Annotated in this window: 22 protein-coding genes; 15 read left to right on the forward strand and 7 right to left on the reverse strand. The window is 38.5% G+C overall.

Annotated elements, in window-relative coordinates; genetic code table 11:
- Positions 1-117: 117 nt before the first annotated feature.
- From Q0C76_RS05110 to Q0C76_RS05120, 3 genes are all read left to right on the forward strand, one after another.
- Positions 118-486 (forward strand): GTP-binding protein, encoded by a 369-nt coding sequence (locus Q0C76_RS05110; protein WP_295730530.1) that lies wholly within the window; start codon positions 118-120, stop codon positions 484-486.
- A 121-nt stretch (positions 487-607) separates the two neighbouring features.
- Entirely contained in the window at positions 608-1,087 is a 480-nt protein-coding gene (locus Q0C76_RS05115; protein ID WP_295730532.1) for a flavodoxin, read from the forward strand.
- A 120-nt stretch (positions 1,088-1,207) separates the two neighbouring features.
- Positions 1,208-1,783, forward strand: coding sequence for a TMEM175 family protein (locus Q0C76_RS05120; RefSeq protein WP_295730534.1), 576 nt, complete (start codon positions 1,208-1,210; stop codon positions 1,781-1,783).
- A 29-nt stretch (positions 1,784-1,812) separates the two neighbouring features.
- Here the strand turns inward: Q0C76_RS05120 and Q0C76_RS05125 are convergent, their stop codons facing one another.
- The gene (locus Q0C76_RS05125; protein ID WP_295730537.1) at positions 1,813-2,679 is read right to left on the reverse strand and encodes an AraC family transcriptional regulator; all 867 of its coding nucleotides are present in this window, start codon (positions 2,677-2,679) and stop codon (positions 1,813-1,815) included.
- A 106-nt stretch (positions 2,680-2,785) separates the two neighbouring features.
- Between Q0C76_RS05125 and Q0C76_RS05130 the strand changes: the two genes are divergently transcribed.
- The 3 genes from Q0C76_RS05130 to Q0C76_RS05140 all read left to right on the forward strand — a co-directional run bounded on the left by Q0C76_RS05130 (position 2,786) and on the right by Q0C76_RS05140 (position 4,404).
- Positions 2,786-3,316 (forward strand): methylated-DNA--[protein]-cysteine S-methyltransferase, encoded by a 531-nt coding sequence (locus Q0C76_RS05130; RefSeq protein WP_295730539.1) that lies wholly within the window; start codon positions 2,786-2,788, stop codon positions 3,314-3,316.
- Positions 3,317-3,480: 164 nt separating this feature from the next.
- A complete protein-coding gene (locus Q0C76_RS05135; protein ID WP_295730542.1) occupies positions 3,481-4,044 on the forward strand; it encodes an MFS transporter in 564 nt (187 codons plus the stop codon).
- 24 nt (positions 4,045-4,068) lie between these two features.
- Complete coding sequence (locus tag Q0C76_RS05140; RefSeq protein ID WP_295730545.1) at positions 4,069-4,404, forward strand: MFS transporter; 336 nt, start codon at positions 4,069-4,071, stop codon at positions 4,402-4,404.
- 111 nt (positions 4,405-4,515) lie between these two features.
- Here Q0C76_RS05140 and Q0C76_RS05145 read toward each other — a convergent pair whose 3' ends face one another.
- A complete protein-coding gene (locus Q0C76_RS05145) occupies positions 4,516-5,268 on the reverse strand; it encodes a sulfite exporter TauE/SafE family protein (protein ID WP_295730548.1) in 753 nt (250 codons plus the stop codon).
- 237 nt (positions 5,269-5,505) lie between these two features.
- On the reverse strand, positions 5,506-6,912 hold the full coding sequence (locus tag Q0C76_RS05150) for a DHA2 family efflux MFS transporter permease subunit (RefSeq protein WP_295730551.1): 1,407 nt from the start codon (positions 6,910-6,912) through the stop codon (positions 5,506-5,508).
- Between the two features lie 239 nt (positions 6,913-7,151).
- On the opposite strand from Q0C76_RS05150, the gene Q0C76_RS05155 reads away from it, so the two are divergent.
- Entirely contained in the window at positions 7,152-7,331 is a 180-nt protein-coding gene (locus tag Q0C76_RS05155; protein WP_295730553.1) for a hypothetical protein, read from the forward strand.
- A 75-nt stretch (positions 7,332-7,406) separates the two neighbouring features.
- Here the strand turns inward: Q0C76_RS05155 and Q0C76_RS05160 are convergent, their stop codons facing one another.
- Positions 7,407-7,994 carry a TetR/AcrR family transcriptional regulator gene (locus Q0C76_RS05160; protein ID WP_295730556.1) on the reverse strand — a complete coding sequence of 196 codons (588 nt, stop codon included), beginning with the start codon at positions 7,992-7,994 and terminating at the stop codon, positions 7,407-7,409.
- A 150-nt stretch (positions 7,995-8,144) separates the two neighbouring features.
- Here Q0C76_RS05160 and Q0C76_RS05165 point away from each other — a divergent pair, with 150 nt between their 5' ends.
- On the forward strand, positions 8,145-8,834 hold the full coding sequence (locus tag Q0C76_RS05165) for a hypothetical protein (RefSeq protein WP_295730559.1): 690 nt from the start codon (positions 8,145-8,147) through the stop codon (positions 8,832-8,834).
- A complete protein-coding gene (locus Q0C76_RS05170) occupies positions 8,827-9,801 on the forward strand; it encodes an NAD-dependent protein deacetylase (protein ID WP_295730562.1) in 975 nt (324 codons plus the stop codon). Before Q0C76_RS05165 ends, Q0C76_RS05170 begins: the two co-directional genes overlap by 8 nt.
- 68 nt (positions 9,802-9,869) lie before the next feature.
- Here the strand turns inward: Q0C76_RS05170 and Q0C76_RS05175 are convergent, their stop codons facing one another.
- The gene (locus Q0C76_RS05175) at positions 9,870-10,730 is read right to left on the reverse strand and encodes a LysR family transcriptional regulator (RefSeq protein ID WP_295730750.1); all 861 of its coding nucleotides are present in this window, start codon (positions 10,728-10,730) and stop codon (positions 9,870-9,872) included.
- A gap of 181 nt (positions 10,731-10,911) precedes the next feature.
- Here Q0C76_RS05175 and Q0C76_RS05180 point away from each other — a divergent pair, with 181 nt between their 5' ends.
- From Q0C76_RS05180 to Q0C76_RS05205, 6 genes are all read left to right on the forward strand, one after another.
- A complete protein-coding gene (locus Q0C76_RS05180; protein WP_295730752.1) occupies positions 10,912-11,790 on the forward strand; it encodes an aldo/keto reductase in 879 nt (292 codons plus the stop codon).
- Positions 11,791-11,807: 17 nt separating this feature from the next.
- Positions 11,808-12,671 (forward strand): aldo/keto reductase, encoded by an 864-nt coding sequence (locus tag Q0C76_RS05185; protein ID WP_295730565.1) that lies wholly within the window; start codon positions 11,808-11,810, stop codon positions 12,669-12,671.
- A gap of 61 nt (positions 12,672-12,732) precedes the next feature.
- Positions 12,733-13,161, forward strand: coding sequence for a MerR family transcriptional regulator (locus tag Q0C76_RS05190; protein WP_295730568.1), 429 nt, complete (start codon positions 12,733-12,735; stop codon positions 13,159-13,161).
- Between the two features lie 110 nt (positions 13,162-13,271).
- Entirely contained in the window at positions 13,272-13,757 is a 486-nt protein-coding gene (locus Q0C76_RS05195; RefSeq protein WP_295730571.1) for a flavodoxin, read from the forward strand.
- Between the two features lie 151 nt (positions 13,758-13,908).
- Positions 13,909-14,439 (forward strand): DapH/DapD/GlmU-related protein, encoded by a 531-nt coding sequence (locus Q0C76_RS05200; protein WP_295730574.1) that lies wholly within the window; start codon positions 13,909-13,911, stop codon positions 14,437-14,439.
- 1 nt (position 14,440) lies between these two features.
- Entirely contained in the window at positions 14,441-15,418 is a 978-nt protein-coding gene (locus tag Q0C76_RS05205) for an alpha/beta hydrolase (RefSeq protein ID WP_295730577.1), read from the forward strand.
- A 129-nt stretch (positions 15,419-15,547) separates the two neighbouring features.
- On the opposite strand, the gene Q0C76_RS05210 is transcribed toward Q0C76_RS05205, so the two are convergent.
- The gene (locus tag Q0C76_RS05210; protein WP_295730580.1) at positions 15,548-16,324 is read right to left on the reverse strand and encodes a YibE/F family protein; all 777 of its coding nucleotides are present in this window, start codon (positions 16,322-16,324) and stop codon (positions 15,548-15,550) included.
- Positions 16,324-17,442, reverse strand: a complete 1,119-nt coding sequence (locus Q0C76_RS05215) for a YibE/F family protein (protein ID WP_295730582.1) — start codon at positions 17,440-17,442, stop codon at positions 16,324-16,326. The genes Q0C76_RS05210 and Q0C76_RS05215 overlap by 1 nt, the downstream gene beginning before the upstream one ends.
- Positions 17,443-17,455 lie beyond the last annotated feature (13 nt).

The raw sequence follows: 17,455 nt of genomic DNA on the forward strand, positions 1-17,455 counted from the left end.
TCAGCAATGTCATATACAAAGTTAAATTAAGAGTAAGTAGTTTTGTACTAATTGGGCGTTCAGTAATCATTTTTACTGAACGCTCTATTCATGATTACATTTGAGGATGACGTCATAATGGAGGTGGACGATTTGCACAAAATGGTGGTTGGTGTCATTGGCAATTCTAATTCTGGAAAGACCACTTTAATCAATAATTTACAACAAAGGGTAGACGACTGCCAAAATCATGTGACACGGTTACCGATGACGTTAACTGCCGAACCACATATTTTGACAAATAAAGATTTGCAGATAACCCTAATTGACACAGCTGGACAACCAGACCTGATTACTCAAACCGAGAATGTTATTAAAGTATTAGATTATGCAATTTTTGTGTTAACCGCGAATTCAGGCATTCAAGGTACTGATTTAATACTGTGGCGTCTTTTAAGACACTATCAAGTTCCAGAAATGATCGAACATGAAAAATATATCGGTTAAAGCATCTAGATGATGACTTTTAGACATTGTCATTGATTCAAAATAACTATTTCACAAAGGTTCTTAAGCAGACTATACTAAAGATAATTTAATAATAACTAACAAAGGAGCATTCATAATTATGGCAGATACTCTAATCATTTATTATTCAAGCACGGGTTATAATGACCGTGTTGCTAAACAAGTCGCTAGCAAGATAGATGCTGATTTATTTAAGGTGGAGCCGGTTAAGGCATATGACCAGGATATGTGGGCTGCTTGGGATGTTGCCAAAAAAGAACGTGATGAGGGGAAGTTGCCAGCGTTAAAGACGGGATATCCTGATATGACGAAATATCGACGCATCCTCTTTGGCGGTCCAGCATGGGGGTACACTATTGCCAACCCATTGCAAACATTTTTGAAGAATGCTGATTTTGCTGGGAAACCAGTCTATCCATGGGTAACCTTTTATGATCACGATGAAAAGTACTTAAGTGATTTAAAAGCGCAGCTGCATAACGGGCAGGTGCATGATTTGCTGGAATTAACAATGGGAACACTCAATAACGACCAACAACTTAGCAAAACTATTGATCACTGGTTAGCAAAGATTAATTAATAGCTAATTTAATCCGGGATTTTCAAGTCCCGGATTTTTGTTATTAGCATTTAGGTGGTAACTGAAAGAACGCTCTGTTATGATAAATCAATAAGAAATTTTGACTAAAGGATGGGTAAAATGAAGAAATCACGATTAGAAGCATTTACGGATGCAATTATCGCAATTATTGTGACGATCATGGTACTGGAAATTAAGGCGCCAGCTGGTGGTCAACTTAAAAACCTTTTTACCGAATGGCACACCTTTTTTGCTTATGCCGTAACTTTCTTTTTGATTTGCACGACATGGTATAACCATCATTACTTAATTAATCAGGCCAAATGGATTTCAAAACGTTCCTTTTGGTTAAATTGTTTATGGCTCTTTGCAATGTCGTTTTTCCCTGTTGCAACCAATTGGGTTGGCAGGTTCCCACAGGCAACCGCACCAGAATATTTTTATATTTTTGTCTATGCATTTTGGGGGATTGCCTTTTACTTCTTAACCGCTAGCTTAGCTCAGGATAATCCTAGCAATGCGCATCAAATTCGCCTAATGCTAAAAGGGCCATTTGGGATCCTTGAATTTGGAATCATCATTTTAGCAGTGGTGGCGATCAGCCTCTTCCCCTTTGCAGGATTACTACTATCGTTACTTGATGGGATTATTTGGTCAATTAATACTCCTAAGGATTCAGATAGGTTTGAAAGCTGAGCTTCTTAAAGAAAATATGGATAAACTTTCTATTTACTTTTCCGAAACTGAAAAGGGGTTAGGTTAGTCTTAGCCTTAAAATACTTACCAAATTGACTAGCTTGACCAAAGCCAACTTGATTAGCAATTACGGTTATCGGCAATTTTGTCTTTTTTAATAATTCGGCTGCTTTTGATAACCTGTATTCCAACAAATAATTATAAGGCGAGGTTTGAAAAACATGGTGAAAACATCGGTTACACTCTGCTTTACTAATATTGGCGCTTTTGGCTAATTCCGCTAGAGTAATTTTTTGTAGGTAATTTTGCTGGATGTAGTTTAGCATTGCTTTCATTCTGATCTTTGCATTAGAGTCTTGTTCCTGTTGGGGGAGCGAGACTCTTTTTTGTAGTTCCAAGAAAATATTAACTAAAGTTGTTAGGACCTCGTAAGAATACAGACGTTGCTGTCGGTTATTTTCAAATAATTGGGATAATTTATCTAATTTTTGGCATATGATTGACCACTTGCCGGTTGGCTCAAATTTGATTAGTTCCAAGTTAGAATTTAACGTTAGTTCTTCAACTAGTCGCTGAGTTGGTCCACCAAAGTAAAACTCTAAGAAATATGCTGGAAAAATAAAGGAGCGATAATGAGAGTTATTTTGATGGTTTACCTGGTGAACAACATTTTGATTAATAAAGATTCCCATCCCAGCTGAGATTTTTTCAGTCTTTTCCAACGTTTTAATTTGAACCGTTCCTTTTAATACGTAAATAAATTGTAGATCTCTATGCCAATGCATAACGTTGAATCCTGGATTAATCGGGTTCGCATGGTGGTTAATGACATTTAATACTAAATACGGAAAATCTGACTGGGCGTTAATATTTTTGGAATTAATATACTTATTCATAATTATTCCTTTTGATAATATTTAGATAATTTATGGACATATTAACATAATATAGAGCTTTTAGTGAAGATATAATCATAATAGTGCAGGAAAGGAACGTTGAATTATGCAGTATACTACTAGCTATCAATCACCTTTAGGGAAACTATTACTGGCGAGTGATCATCAGGGATTAACTGGATTATGGTTTGAAAATGATAAATATTATGCGGACAGTCTTGAACCGCAGAACGTATCAATGGAAACAACAATTCTAAAGCAAACCAGACAATGGTTAGATGATTACTTTTCGCAACGTCAGCCTTCATTCATGCCACCCCCTCATTTAATGGGGACCGATTTCCAAAAAATGATTTGGCAGATTTTGCTAACTATCCCATACGGGCAAGTAATGACTTACCGCGAAATTGCCGACATCGCTGCTGCTAGACTTCATAAAGAGCATATGTCGGCGCAGGCAGTTGGCGGAGCGATTGGTCATAATCATATTGAAATTATTATCCCGTGTCACCGGGTGGTTGGATCTAATGGGAGCTTAACTGGTTACGCTGCGGGGTTGCCAATTAAGAAGAAATTATTACAACTAGAAAAAATTGATGTAAGTAAATTTAAAATCCCCAAAGAAAGTGAGAATTAGTTTGAAAGTATCGAAGTATATTTGTAGCTTATCCCTGGGACACCTATTTGTTGATTTCAGCCAGGGAGCATTAGCGGCTTTATTGCCAACCCTGATTGCACAACACCATTACAATTATGCTGTCGCGGCAACCTTAGTTTTTGCGATGAATCTGGTATCTTCTGTTGTTCAGCCCCTTATTTGGCTTTCTTTCAGATAAGTACAATACCGGTTGGATTATTATTCTAGCAGTTTTAATTACGGGGGTTGGTTTTAGCTCATTGGACTATGTACCAACTTATGCACTATTAGTTATGGGTTGCTTAGTTTGCGGGATCGGAATTGCGGCCTATGACCCCGATGCAGCTAAATTGGTTAATGGCCTTGCTGGATATAACCCTGGACAAGGGATGAGTATCTTTTCATTTGGTGGAAATATCGGTTTTGCCATTAGGTCGATTACGTTGACTTTGGTTGTTAATCATTTAGGCATTCATGGAATTGGTATTTTCTTGATAATTGTGATTATTATCATGTTAATTTTGTTGAAACTTTACCCAATCACGCATCGTCAATCGGTCGCCTTTTGGTCAAGTTCAAGAAAGGACCGCAATTCCAAAATAGCTTTACATGGTCACAATGATTGGTTGCATTTTTCGCTGCTTTCAATGGTATTATTTGGACGTTCAATTATTTTCTATAGATTAAATACCTTTTTGGTCCTGTATTGGATGCACATTCTAAAGTAAAGCAACACGAACGGTTGTATTGCATTGAGCGTTCTCTTTGTCATTGGTTCTTTAGGGACGTTACTTGGTGGTCACTTAGCCGACAATATTGGTTCGATTAAAGTAATCCGGCTTACTTTTTGTATCTTGCCATTCCTGATTTTAGCTCTTTCTTTAACCAGAAATGTTTTAATCGGGACTTTGCTTCTGTTGCCGATTGGTTTTCTAATCTTTTTACCGTATAGTGCCATTGTTATTTTGGGCCAGTGTTATTTGCCAAATAATATGGGCTTTGCCTCAGGAGCAACGTTAGGACTAGCCATTAGTATTAGGGGAATTGCCACGCCGTTTTTGGTTACATTGGGGATGCCACAAGCCTAGTCACGGTTTTCCAAATATTAGCAGGGATCGGTTTGATTCCGCTTGTTTTCTCGTTTCTTATTCGTGAGCCAAAATAATTAAAAAAGCCCGCTTTGATGCGAGCCTTTTTGCTTAATAAGCGGTAATAAAGAAGTAAGTTGCCTGGATAAAAGCCAGTGAACTAACGATTAGTCGCACTGCTTTGACTGAGACATGGCGCAGTAACATGGGACCAAGGTAACCACCGATAAGCATCCCAATCGCTAGGATAATTCCTTGAGTCCAATATACTTTTGAGCGAAAAACAAAGATGATAAAGGCGACTAGGTTACCGCAGCCACAAATAACGTTCTTAATAGCATTATTGACTAAGAAGTCATTGTTGGTCATGTATTGAAAGGCGGCTAAGACGATAACGCCATTAGCGCCACCAAAGTAACCCGTATAACAACCCATTAAGAGCATAATAATTGCTACTAAAGTCTTTGGTAGCTCTTTTCTTGTGGCTGGTTGGTGTGCTGGCTTTTTATTACCGAAAATAAATAACAAACCAGAGACTAATAAGAGAATTGGGACAACCCGTTCGAATACCTTAGCAGGAAAGGCTAATAAAAGGTAAGTGCCCAGTATGGCACCAATAGTTGAACAAGTGGCGTAAAAACCAGCTTGACCCCAGTGGCCTTTTAGTTCTCGCTTGGAAGACGCAATTGCTCCAGCATAATCAAAAATCAAAGCTCCGTGATTAGTAATATTAGCAAAAATTGGTTGAACTCCGGAGAGTAATAATACCGGATAGGAAATAATTGAGGCACCACCGGCAATTGAGGAAATAATTCCGCCAATGATTCCCCCTATAAATATTAATAATCCGAGACTAATAGTCATTAGAAATTCCCCCTTATGATTACTAATTATCATCTTAGTTTCATAAGAGGGATTGAGGTATGATTAATCAATCAGAAATTAGCAAAATGTTATCATTATTCTTTCGCAATGAAGTAGAAGTATTCATGATTGGCATTTAGTTTATGGAATTATGAGATGATGAGCTATCATTGCGTTTTATAAGAATTGCTGAAGTTTTTGATATTTTTTTCTAAAACTGAAATTTAAAAGTACAAGTTACTTGATTTCAACTGAAGAACGATTCTTTACCCGTAACAGAAAGACAAACGCAATAATATTAAGGGCAGTAATTGCCCAAAATGACCAGTGAAAGCCTTGTAATCTAGCAACGTCTAATGGTAAATGATGAGTAATTCCTTGTTTTTGTCCCAGTGCTTGTGCGGTAGCAGCCATGGCATTTGCAAAGGCGCTGGCAACCTGACTAAGCGTTACCATAATTGTGTTACCAAAAACGACATATCGTTGTGGCAGGGCATTTAATGCGTAAACACTAATTGGCGGGTAAGCGAGATTAAGCCCCCCACAACGGATGGCATAAAGAATAGAAATTATAAAGAAACTGGTAGCAGTGGTGTAGCCAGTCATTGGAATTGAGGTGACTAAGCCAAGTCCAAGACCAACAAAGCCTACTAGCCTGATTCCAATTTGATCATACAAGCGTCCGGCAATTGGAGAAATAATAATCATTGCGATAGCACTTGGTAGCATAATTAAAGCGGAAGTGGTTGGAGAAACCTTAAGGACATTTTGGTTAAAAAGCGGCAGCATTAGCTCAGCAGACATCACTGATGCGGTGCTTACTAAGGCTAAGATGACACCAAGTCGGTACGAAGGCGCCTTGAATACTCTCATTTCAAGTAAGGGGGTAGTAAGCTTGAATTGTCGCTTCACAAAGTATGTAGTTAGTCCAATTCCTATGGCCAAGATAGTAATAGTAAAAACATCTAAATGTCCCGTTTGGCCGATTCGACCAAGTCCGTAGAGAAGCAATCCCAGGCCAATAAATGAAGACATAACCGAGAGAAGATCTAATTTTAGTTGTTGAGTTGGGATGATGTTTTTAACAAAAATTTGGCTAGCAATAATTACCAAAATACTGATTGGAATTAGAATAATAAAAAGCATTCGCCAGCTGTAATGGTCAACGATAATCCCCGAAATAATTGGACCAATTGCCGGACCAAAGTTAATAATGATGCCAGTAACACCCATCACTGTTCCACGGTGTTGGGGAGAAAATACTAAGCTAAGGACATTGGGAATTAGTGGCATATTAATCCCAACAGCAATTCCTTCAATCAAGCGTCCAATCAGTAAAAGTGGAAAATTAGTAGCAACAGCTGAAAGAATCGTTCCTGCTAAGAAGATTGACATTGTTGTTGTAAACAGCGTTTTAAGCTTAATTGAATTAGTGAAGTAAGCAGCTAGTGGCATCGTGATTCCAGCGGCGAGCATGTAACCAGTACTTAACCACTGCACCGTCATCTCGTTAACGTGGACTTCACGCATAATTGTTGGCAGGCCGTTATTTAATAAGGTTTCAGAAAAGGCGGTAATAAAACTACCACAGAGAAGGGTTAGGACCATCAGGAATTTATTTGTTTTTGAAATTGATATTTGCATTTTGGTACTCCTTTCAAAGAAAAAGAGCTGGACAGGAATCAATCCTTATCCAGCTCTTATTTTTTCGCCCGCTGTTCTTGAGCGCCTGATATTAAACTATTGGTAGTCTATCAAGGTTCTTTTAGAAAATCAAGACAATCTTACTATTTAAAATGAGGAATAATGCGAATGGTACGAACGTTTGTATCCAGACTAATACACAATGTTTCACGTGTATAATTATATACGAGGTGAACGTAATGAAATATAAAATAGTTAAAGCGCAGCAACAGGGAACATCAATGGCCTTAACAGTTCCTGTTATTAGTGATGCTAATATTAAGCATGATTATAAAATGATTGAAGAGTCGTTTGACCATGATGCTCTACTTACCGAAGAAGATATGAAAAAACGCTTTGGGAGGTATGGTTGGGATTAAATTTTAAACACAATAACTAACTCGGAGAAAAAGACATGACTTGAGGAGGCACTCCTTTGGGCCATGTCTTTTAATTTATTTTTTCTTAAATGATTGGTAGCCAGCGTTAATAAACCGGTTCAAGAGTTCAACTTCGTGATACCATTCATCATCCTTAACAAAGTGGTGGCGCTTATTAATGGCAAATGACCCATGCAATATGTATAAAAACAGTGTTTCCGCATCATGCTGATCTAAACTGGTCCGGTGTTGAATTAATGGAATCATTTTATCACGTTCGTGAATGACGATTCGACCAATAATATATTCGCTTAAATCAGGGTCCATCAATAAAGCACGATATTTGGTTTCGCTAGCAATTCGTTGACAAGTCGGGAGCAATGATTCATTTTGCTTTAAATAGTCAATCGAAAGCTTACTAATATTAGGAAAGGTTCCTGTTGAATCATTGGAGATCATTAAGGCGTCATCAATGACAACATTTAAAACGTCAGTGAGATTATTGAAATGAAGATAAAAAGTGGAGCGGGTAATTTCAGCTTGGCGACAAACTTGAGCAACCGTGATTTGTGAGTACGGATGCTCATTGATTAATTCCATAAATGATTCCTTAATGACATTAATGGTGTATTTGGTCCGGCGATCAATTTTTCTAGTAGGCATGATAAAACTCCTTTACGACTTTAAAAAGGTGTCAATAAAACAACCTAAAGCTAAAATCTGTATTTAAGTTTAATTGGAAATTCATATATCCTATTTTAAGAAGTTAACGACACCATGTCCATAATAATACAAATAGTAAAGGAGTTAGCAATGGATGAAATCATTCAAGCGGCACGAACAATCAACGATGCTGATGCGGTTTTGATTAGTGCCAGTAATGGTCTTTCAATTAGTGAAGACTTTAATATTTTTGCAAATAATCAGGATTTTCAAAAATACTTTGGTAATTTTCAAACTAAGTACGGGATTCAAAGTATTTTGCAGGGAGCAAGTTTTAACTTTCCCCCTGATGAGCGAGCTGCGTTTATTGCTCAACTAAAGAAGTATCTGCTTGATGATTACCAGGGTTCGCCATCGTTTAATAATCTAAAGCAGCTTGTTCGTGGCAAGGATTATTTTATTTTGACCTCCAATGCCGATCAGCATTTTCAAGCGAACGGTTTTGATACGGAGAAAATCTGGGAAATTGAGGGTAATTTCTTTGATATGTCAATACGATCACCTTTATGGCAAGAACAGAAGACTAGATTTCAAGACTTTGTTGAGAAGTATCGGGGGAAGAAGTTAGTTCAATTAGAGTTAGGTATTGGAGCGGCCAATCAATTAATCAAAGCGCCATTGATGAAAATGGTCGCAATGAATACGGATTGGTCATATATCACGATGAATCTGGCTAATCAAATTAATATCATGCCAGTTATTGAAGATCGCTCAATTGCTCTGACTGGTGATTTAAGGACGACATTACAACAATTAAGGGAGGCCGTTGAACATGAATAAGCGAACAATGTATGAGCAGTTAGTTATCCAGACCCAGATGAATTATTCGCAGTATTATGGAGTGTACGCTAGCGGGAGAACGCCAGTTAAGTTAACGGAAAAGCCACAGCCATCCTATGATGAACAAATTAAAATTTTTGTGGATAAAATCAAGGAAGCAGATCATATTGTGATTGGTGGTGCCTCGGGCTTATCAGCTGCTGGTGGTGGCGACTTTTATTACACCGATTCGCCATCATACAAAAAGCGCTTTGCTAAGTTTTATGAAAAATATAGCTTTAAGGGTGCTTTTGCTGGGATGCAGCATCGTTGGGAAAGTCGTGAAGAATTTTGGGGCTATTTAGCCACCTTTTTGTACACTACTCAGCACGCTGAAATTCGCAGACCATATAAGGACTTACGGGCAATCTTAAAGGAGCGTGATTACTTTATCGTGACGACCAATCAAGACACCCAAGCAATCAAGGCCTTTCCTGAAGAAAAGGTGGCTCAAATTCAAGGCGATCACCGTTTCTTTCAATGTTCTCAACAATGTACTGATGAAGTGTGGGATGCCGTTAAGCCGGTCGAAGAGATGGTCAAAGCAATGGGGGATAGTACCAAAGTCCCAACTGAAATGATTCCACGGTGTCCCCACTGTGGTGCCGAAGCATTTCCCTGGGTTCGTGGTTATGGTAACTTCCTTGAAGGAACCCGCTACCAGCAAGAGTACCAAAAAATTTCTGACGACCTTGAGAAACACATCCAAGCTCATGATAAAATTCTGTTTGTTGAATTAGGTGTTGGTCGAATGACCCCAATGTTTATCCAAGAACCGTTCTGGGCGTTAACTAACAACTTACCAAATTCATTTGATGTGATGGTTAATAACGAATATCAATTCTTGCCAGAACAGATTGAAGATAAAGGAGTTGCTATTAAAGGCGACATTGCTAAAGTATTAGATGATGTGAAAGCAGCATTGTAAAAAAGACATATAATAATGGTCCACTAATCAGCTTATGAAGAACCAGTTAACGGGTCTAACTGAAATTATTATTTAGGCCAAACTTTAACTAGCTTTTTTGCCAACGGAGAGATGATCTTTCGTTGGCTTTTTAAATAGGCTGCATAAAAGGTCATGGTGGCGGCATCGTCGGTGATGGGGATGGTGACTGTATCTGATGTATCGTACGGACCTTCGGGGTTAGTGATATTAGTTGTAAAGAACGGAAAGTTGGTGTATTTAGTTAGCTCATTGAGTGCATCATATTCGGCTTGATAAAGAAATTTTGCGTTAGGAATGTGCTCTTGAATAACTTGTTTCCACGGACCAATTTTGTTAAGAACAACAAAACTAAGGCCAGTTAATTCATTAAAACTAACTCGCTGTTGATTAGCCAAATACATAAATTGATCGAGGTTAACATAGAGACGTTCCTGTCCGAGATGACGTGATTCAATTAAATCAGTTTGAATTTCTTGATTAGTAATGATCATCGAATAATGGTGATCCATTAGGGAAGTGATAACCTGATCGGTAGCTAATAGGTGATGGTTAAGATTGATTTTCTTTGGGAGGTGCTCAGTTTCTCGCCGAAGGATAATTTGTGGTCCTGGTGCAACACTGGCAATCTTTAACACTTTTTGGGACTGATCAAAATCACGAATCTCATCAATAAATTGGTGATTAGCTTGTAAGAGAATCTCAGCTTTTTTAGCAGCAAGCTTACCAGTCTTAGTTAAATCAAGTTTATTTGGCTGACGATCAAATAATTTAACTTCTAATTTATCTTCTAATTTTTGCATCCCCCGCGTGACGGTTGGCTGGGTTACATTTAACTCACCAGCCGTTTTCGCAAGAGTGCCGGTTTTGGCAAAGGTAACGAGTTCTTTTAGTAGGTAATTATCAATCATCATTATTCCCTCTCTGTTCAACTATCCATTCATGGAACTATTTAATCGCTCATTAATTTTATACTCAGCACTAGTATACACCATTCGTATACTGTTATGCCCATCAAGTAATTTTCAATTAGTTAATATGCGATTATGCTATAGACAATCACTAAGATAAAACGAAAGGAAGTTAATAATGATGGCGAATGTACCAACGATTAAATTAAATGATGGCGTTGAAATGCCAACGCTTGGCTTTGGGGTTTTTCAAGTACCAGACCTTACAGAGGCGGAAAAGGCAGTAACCGAGGCAATCGAAACAGGCTATCGCTTAATTGATACCGCAACTGCCTACCAAAATGAAGAAGCAGTTGGTAAAGCAATTAAAAATAGTTCCGTTAACCGTGACGATATCTTTGTAACTTCTAAGCTCTGGGTATCTGATTTTAGTTATGAACGGGCTAAGAAGGGTATTGATGCTTCACTACAAAAGCTCGGGCTTGATTACATGGACTTATACCTGTTGCATCAACCATATGGCGATACAATGGGCGCTTGGCGGGCACTAGAAGAAGCCCAAAAGGAAGGTAAAATTCGGGCGATTGGTGTTTCTAATTTCTATGCAGACCAATTACAAGACTTGATGCTAACGATGCCAGTTAAACCGGTTATCAACCAGATTGAAGTTAATCCATGGTACCAGCAAGATGCAGAAGTTAAGTTTGCCCAAAGCCAAGGTGTTCGCGTCGAAGCTTGGGCACCATTTGCAGAAGGCAAGCACAACATTTTTAAGAATGACACTATTGCTGAAATCGCGGCTAAATATGGTAAGACAACTGGCCAAGTAATTCTTCGCTGGTTACTTCAACGTGGAATTACTGTCATTCCAAAGTCGGTTCACCAACAGCGGATGGCCGAAAACATTGATGTTTTTGACTTTGAATTGTCGGATGACGATATGAAGAAGATGGCTAGTCTGGATAAAGGAGAAAGCCAGTTCTTTGATCATCGTGATCCAGTAACAATTGAGCAAATTTTTGGCTCTAGTTTGAAGCAAGTCCAAGACAGTGAAAAGTAATTAGGAGGCAATCTATAATGACAATTCCAACATTTAAACTTAACGATGGTAACGAAATTCCTTCCTTCGGTTTCGGTACCTTCGAAATTCTTGCGGACGGCTCAACTTACCAAGCAGTTAAAGAAGCATTAGCTGCTGGTTATCGGCACATTGACACAGCAGTTGCTTACTTCAATGAACAAGAAGTTGGTCAAGCAATTAAAGATAGCGGGATTCCGCGGGACCAGATTTGGGTAACATCTAAGCTATGGCTACAAGATTTTGCTTATGAAGATGCGAAAAAGGCAATTGACTTATCATTGCAAAAGCTCGGCTTAGACTATGTTGATCTTTACTTAATTCACCAGCCATACGGAAAAGTTGATGAAGCTTGGCGGGCAATGGAAGAAGCACAAAAGGCTGGTAAGATTCGCTCAATTGGGGTTTCTAATATGACGCCAAAGATTTGGCAAAAGTTTGTGCCAAACTTTAAGGTAATGCCAGCAGTTAATCAGGTTGAATTTAACCCTTACTTCCAGCAAAAAGAACTTCGGCAAATTATGGCAAAGAATAACGTGGCTTTAGAAGCCTGGGCACCGCTTGGTCAGGGAAATGCGGACTTATTTAAGGAGCCGGTAATTACCAAGATGGCCGAAAAATATGGCAAGGATGCCGGACAAATTATTCTTCGCTTTGAACATCAAGAGGGCGTGATCGTCTTTCCGAAGTCAGTACACGAAGCGCGAATTAAGAGCAATCAAAATATCTTTGACTTTGAACTAAATTCAGCCGAAATGGATCAAATCCGAGCATTGGATAAGGGGAAAGGAATTCACAACCCTGATGCACCAGGAATTGAAGAGATGCTTCGTGGAGCTTTGGATGTACATGCTAATGATTAATAAAAATAGTGGGGTATAATATAATCATCATTCAAGTTAACTTGAAGGAGCAGTGATGATTATGCCAGATACTATTCAAACTTATTCGATTGGTGAAGTGTCGCAAATTACCGGGCTGCCAAGTTCAACAATTCGTTATTATGATAGTTTAGAGTTTCTACCATATCTACAAAAAAATTCGCAGGGGGTCCGTCAATTTACGCAAAAAGATATTGATACCATTCAGGTCATCGAATGTTTGAAGCGGTCAGGTTTAACATTAAAAGAAATTCAAAATTATACGAAATTAATTGCGCAAGGCGATCACTCACTTAAAGAACGACGAGAAATATTTTATCGAACACGACAGCGATTGCTTAATAAAATGGATGAACTGCAAGCAACTTTAAAAGTCTTAGATTTTAAATGTCAGTACTACGATCGAGCGCTTAAAGAAGGAACAGAGAAAAATGTGCTGGCAGAAATGTCACTGTCACAGCTGGAAAAATAATTTATCAGTGAATGATAAATTATTTTTTTGATCCTCTTGACTTAAAGTATACTTTAACCACTATACTGACCTCGTACTGAAGAATAAAAACCAACGGGGGAGTGATAAAAATGGCAAAGACCCTTATTTTATACTATTCTGCTACTAATACAACTAAAGAGATTGCAGAACAAATCGCACAAAAATTTAATGCTGATATAACTGAAATTCAGGCAGCTCAACCGTATACCACGTCAGACTTAAATTGGCATGATCCAAGTAGTCGGACGTCCATTGAGCAACATCAACACAATAGTCGCGTTGCAGTTAAGGATGATTTACCGGATGTTCAGAATTATGACAATATTGTAATTGGCCATCCGATTTGGTGGGCGATTCCGCCACGGATGATTGCTGATTTGATTGATAAGTTGGATCTTAATGGTAAAAATCTGGGCTTATTTGCTACTTCTGGCGGTACTAATTATGATCGTTCGCAAAGCTTCATTGAACGAGCAGTAAAAGAGAATGGTTATGATACCAAAGTCAATTCTGGGGCAGTACTAAATAGTCCAAACCAGATTGATACATGGATAAATAATCTCAATTTTAATTAGACTAGTAAAAAGGCCGGGGGATAACCTAGCCTTTTCTTATATCCGCAATCTATTCTTTTTGATTATAGTTAACTATTAATTATAAATATTTCACATTACTGGCTTTCTCCTTTAAAATTATGATTAAAGAAAATATGAAAGGCAGTTGACAATGAAAGAAATGACTCGTGATGAAATAGCAATGATTACCCAGACCGCACTTAAAACACAAAATCAACTGCAAAAATTAAATAGTAGTGCTGCTTCTCAAACAACAATCCGCAATGTATTTACAAAAATAACCGGACATCTTGTTGACGATTCAGTTGAAATTCGATTACCAATTTATAGTGACTATGGTGCTAACTTAAAGATTGGTAAAGGTGTCTTCATTAATAGCGGTGTAATGTTTACTGATTTAGGCAGGATTGAACTAGCAGATAATGTTTTAATCGGCCCTAAAGCAACGATTATTTCTGTTAACCACCCATTAGATCCGCATAAACGTCGTCAAGTTGAAACTGCACCGGTACTTATTGATAAGAATGCTTGGATTGGTGCAACTGCGGTTATTTTGCCAGGGGTAACTATTGGTGAAAATGCGGTAGTAGCAGCTGGTGCCGTAGTAACGAAAGATGTGCCAGCGAATACCGTTGTGTCCGGTGTTCCTGCAAAAGTAATTAAGAAAATTGGAGGGGAATAACATGTCATTTGGATATATTACTAAATTAGCGACAAGTGTTGAACGGAAGAGTGTTAGTTTTAATAATCGCTTTAAGACAAAATTAGCTGGTGATCTCTACTATGCTAAGGACTTAGATCTGACTAAGGCACATCCAGCTTTGATTATTGGAGCCCCTTATGGTGGTGTCAAAGAACAGGGACCAGCTGTTTATGCTAATGAACTTGCTCAACGTGGCTTTGTCGTTTTAACCTTTGATCAGGTTAACATGGGAGATTCAGCTGGTGAGCCACGACGGTTATCGTCTCCAGAATTGTTTACCGAATCTTTTAGCGCTGCGGTTGATTTTCTTGGGGTTGAAGTACCATTTGTTGATCGCAATCAGCTTGGTGTAATTGGTATTTGTGGTTCAGGTGGTTTCTCACTTGCAGCAGCAGCGAATGATCCGCGGATTAAGGCGGTAGTAACGGCTTCAATGTACGATATTACTGATATTCGTGGAATGATGAATCCAACGGCTGACCAGCTAGCGAAGATGAAAGAAGAATTAGCACAGCAACGGTGGGAAGATTACGCTAACGGGGTACCGGAATATAAGCCGGCTTTTCCAACAAAACCATATCCAAGTGTTGATGATTTGCCGGAAACCGATCCAATTAGTAATGAGTGGAATCGGTTTTATGCCGTTAAATGGGGATTCCATATTCATGCCCGTGGAAATTTTACGACGACCTCAAACCTTGCCATGATGCAGTTCCCAGCCTTAGCTTATATTGATGAAATTTCCCCACGGCCAATTCTATTTATTGTTGGGGATCATGCTCATTCACGGAGCTTTTCTGATCGTGCTTATAAGCTGGCAAAAGAACCTAAAGAAATGTACGTCGTAGATGATTGTGAACACATTGATCTTTATGACCGAGTAGATAAGATTCCGTTTGCTAAAATTCAACAATTTTTCAATGATGCTTTTGAAAAGGAAAACTCAAATAAGAACTAGTTTCTATCCGAATGTCCATCGGTCAGCTTGGCTTATTTTGAAACCAACATCTTGCTTCATTGATAAAAAAAGCGATCCTCAGTTCAACTAGCCTGAACTGAGGATCACTTTCTTATTGTTTAGAAATATTCAATTATTTTGACCTTGATTATTTTTTAACTGCCGTTCATGAATAAAGACTGTAATTAAAGCAGTAAAAGGCACCGTAATTAAAACACCAACGAAAGATAGTAAAATTTCAAGTAGTTCACCGACCATAATTTGATTATTAATAATCATCCCTGGTGAATAGTGAAGACCAGCAAACCAAGTAAAGAGGGATAGCAGCCCACCAAAGAAGCCGAAAAACAAAGTATTCAAAGCTGTCCCAATAATTTGATGACCAATGTGCATTCCAGAATTAAATAATGGAGCAAAGCCTAAATCTTGGTGCTTTTCAAGCACTTCCTGCATACCGCTACTAATGGCGATGGCTGCTTCTGCAATCGCCCCTAAGGTTGCTAAGGTCGTGATGGCAATCGAAATTTGAATGTAATTAATGCCAAATGCAACTGACATGCCTTGCAAATCGTCACTATCTTCAAACCCGAAACCATAAGCCATTCCTAAATGAGTTGTAATGATGACTAAGATAATGGTGAATGCCACAGTCATCAATGATGCATAAAAGGCAGGTAATGTTGCCTGAATGTTATCCGCACCCATGAAGATGGTAATTGCTAGAATAATAACACTAAAGGCAATCGTTAATGGCAATGGCGGTAGGTGCCATGCCATTAAAGTAATTAATAATACCATGGCACCGAAATTCAACCAGATACTTACAAATGCTGTCCACCCCTGCTGACGACCAACACTAATCATAATCACCAATAATGCTAAGCTAAGTGCAACAATACTACTCATTATGATTCCTTTCTGCCCAATAGAAGAGCACCAAAAGCACTAACGATTGGAACTACAATGGCGATACCAATACCGCTAACTAAGCTCTGCGTCATTCCAAGGCTCATATTCATACTAAACGTGTATCCCCAGCCGTTCCCATTTTTCAGGTATAAGATACTAGAAGCAAATGTCCCCGTCATGAACACTAGAAAAAGCACATTAATGAGGGGACCCATAATTTCGCTCCCAACACTTTGTCCAGCAGAAAATAGTTGTTTACGACTGATCATTGGATTGAGTTGATGCAACTCAAAGAGTGTTGCAATGATATCGCTGCATTCATCCATAACTGCGCCAAGGGAGCCTAACATTAATTCAGCTAAAAAGAGTGTTTGTGGCACTTGAGTCACATATTGCATGGATTCATAAATCACTCCTCGGCTATGGGTGATTCCTAAAATCAAGATGCCTAATAAAAGGGAAGCAAATGTTCCAAGAATTGTTGCTGCTAAGGTGGCAAGCATTTTTTTGTTGGGACCTAAAACAATTAGCAAACTAGCGGTTGCAAAGCCAACAGTTAACAAACCAAAAACAATTAAAACCGCGTTTCCTGATATTTTTCGTTCCAGCCAAATTGCTAATATAAATAATCCTGTATTTAGAATCACGCTGCACAAAGTTTTCAAGCCATCATAACCCATGAGCAGAATTAATAACGCAGCTACTAACCAAGCTAGAAAAGCAACAACCGCATCTCGCTTAATACTATTGATGTTGCCTGTTAACCGATGCTGGTGGTGGTTAAGATGATTGACAAAGACTTGGTTGCCTACGTGAAATTGCTGATCTGTAGCATGAGTATTCGTGAAAGCATTATTTAAATGGACAGTCTGTCCGCGATAACGACCATTGAGGATGGTCGCCGTTATTTTTTGGTGAGTAAGCTGATCATGATTTTTGAATTCATCCACTTGTTTTTTCGGTTGACCGTTAGTTACCTTGGTAATTTTAGCAATTGGTTGGTGATAGAGTACCTGATCATGATGAACAAAGAACATCACAAAGCCACCAATCAATAATGCAATCATTATTTTAAACGTAATGTGGGAATGAAACCTTTTGGTCGCGTCAAACATCTTAAAATCTCCT

This window comes from uncultured Limosilactobacillus sp., from assembly GCF_934202705.1.
Lineage (GTDB): Bacteria > Bacillota > Bacilli > Lactobacillales > Lactobacillaceae > Limosilactobacillus.

Coding starts and splice junctions, on each gene's coding strand:
- Q0C76_RS05200 (WP_295730574.1), top strand. CDS start 13,909: ATGAAAGAAATGACTCGTGATGAAATAGCAATGATTACCCAGACCGCA.
- Q0C76_RS05150 (WP_295730551.1), bottom strand. CDS start 6,912: ATGCAAATATCAATTTCAAAAACAAATAAATTCCTGATGGTCCTAACC.
- Q0C76_RS05110 (WP_295730530.1), top strand. CDS start 118: ATGGAGGTGGACGATTTGCACAAAATGGTGGTTGGTGTCATTGGCAAT.
- Q0C76_RS05215 (WP_295730582.1), bottom strand. CDS start 17,442: ATGTTTGACGCGACCAAAAGGTTTCATTCCCACATTACGTTTAAAATA.
- Q0C76_RS05170 (WP_295730562.1), top strand. CDS start 8,827: ATGAATAAGCGAACAATGTATGAGCAGTTAGTTATCCAGACCCAGATG.
- Q0C76_RS05205 (WP_295730577.1), top strand. CDS start 14,441: ATGTCATTTGGATATATTACTAAATTAGCGACAAGTGTTGAACGGAAG.
- Q0C76_RS05175 (WP_295730750.1), bottom strand. CDS start 10,730: ATGATTGATAATTACCTACTAAAAGAACTCGTTACCTTTGCCAAAACC.
- Q0C76_RS05190 (WP_295730568.1), top strand. CDS start 12,733: ATGCCAGATACTATTCAAACTTATTCGATTGGTGAAGTGTCGCAAATT.
- Q0C76_RS05155 (WP_295730553.1), top strand. CDS start 7,152: ATGAAATATAAAATAGTTAAAGCGCAGCAACAGGGAACATCAATGGCC.
- Q0C76_RS05130 (WP_295730539.1), top strand. CDS start 2,786: ATGCAGTATACTACTAGCTATCAATCACCTTTAGGGAAACTATTACTG.
- Q0C76_RS05125 (WP_295730537.1), bottom strand. CDS start 2,679: ATGAATAAGTATATTAATTCCAAAAATATTAACGCCCAGTCAGATTTT.
- Q0C76_RS05115 (WP_295730532.1), top strand. CDS start 608: ATGGCAGATACTCTAATCATTTATTATTCAAGCACGGGTTATAATGAC.
- Q0C76_RS05195 (WP_295730571.1), top strand. CDS start 13,272: ATGGCAAAGACCCTTATTTTATACTATTCTGCTACTAATACAACTAAA.
- Q0C76_RS05160 (WP_295730556.1), bottom strand. CDS start 7,994: ATGCCTACTAGAAAAATTGATCGCCGGACCAAATACACCATTAATGTC.
- Q0C76_RS05180 (WP_295730752.1), top strand. CDS start 10,912: ATGGCGAATGTACCAACGATTAAATTAAATGATGGCGTTGAAATGCCA.
- Q0C76_RS05165 (WP_295730559.1), top strand. CDS start 8,145: ATGGATGAAATCATTCAAGCGGCACGAACAATCAACGATGCTGATGCG.
- Q0C76_RS05145 (WP_295730548.1), bottom strand. CDS start 5,268: ATGACTATTAGTCTCGGATTATTAATATTTATAGGGGGAATCATTGGC.
- Q0C76_RS05120 (WP_295730534.1), top strand. CDS start 1,208: ATGAAGAAATCACGATTAGAAGCATTTACGGATGCAATTATCGCAATT.
- Q0C76_RS05210 (WP_295730580.1), bottom strand. CDS start 16,324: ATGAGTAGTATTGTTGCACTTAGCTTAGCATTATTGGTGATTATGATT.
- Q0C76_RS05185 (WP_295730565.1), top strand. CDS start 11,808: ATGACAATTCCAACATTTAAACTTAACGATGGTAACGAAATTCCTTCC.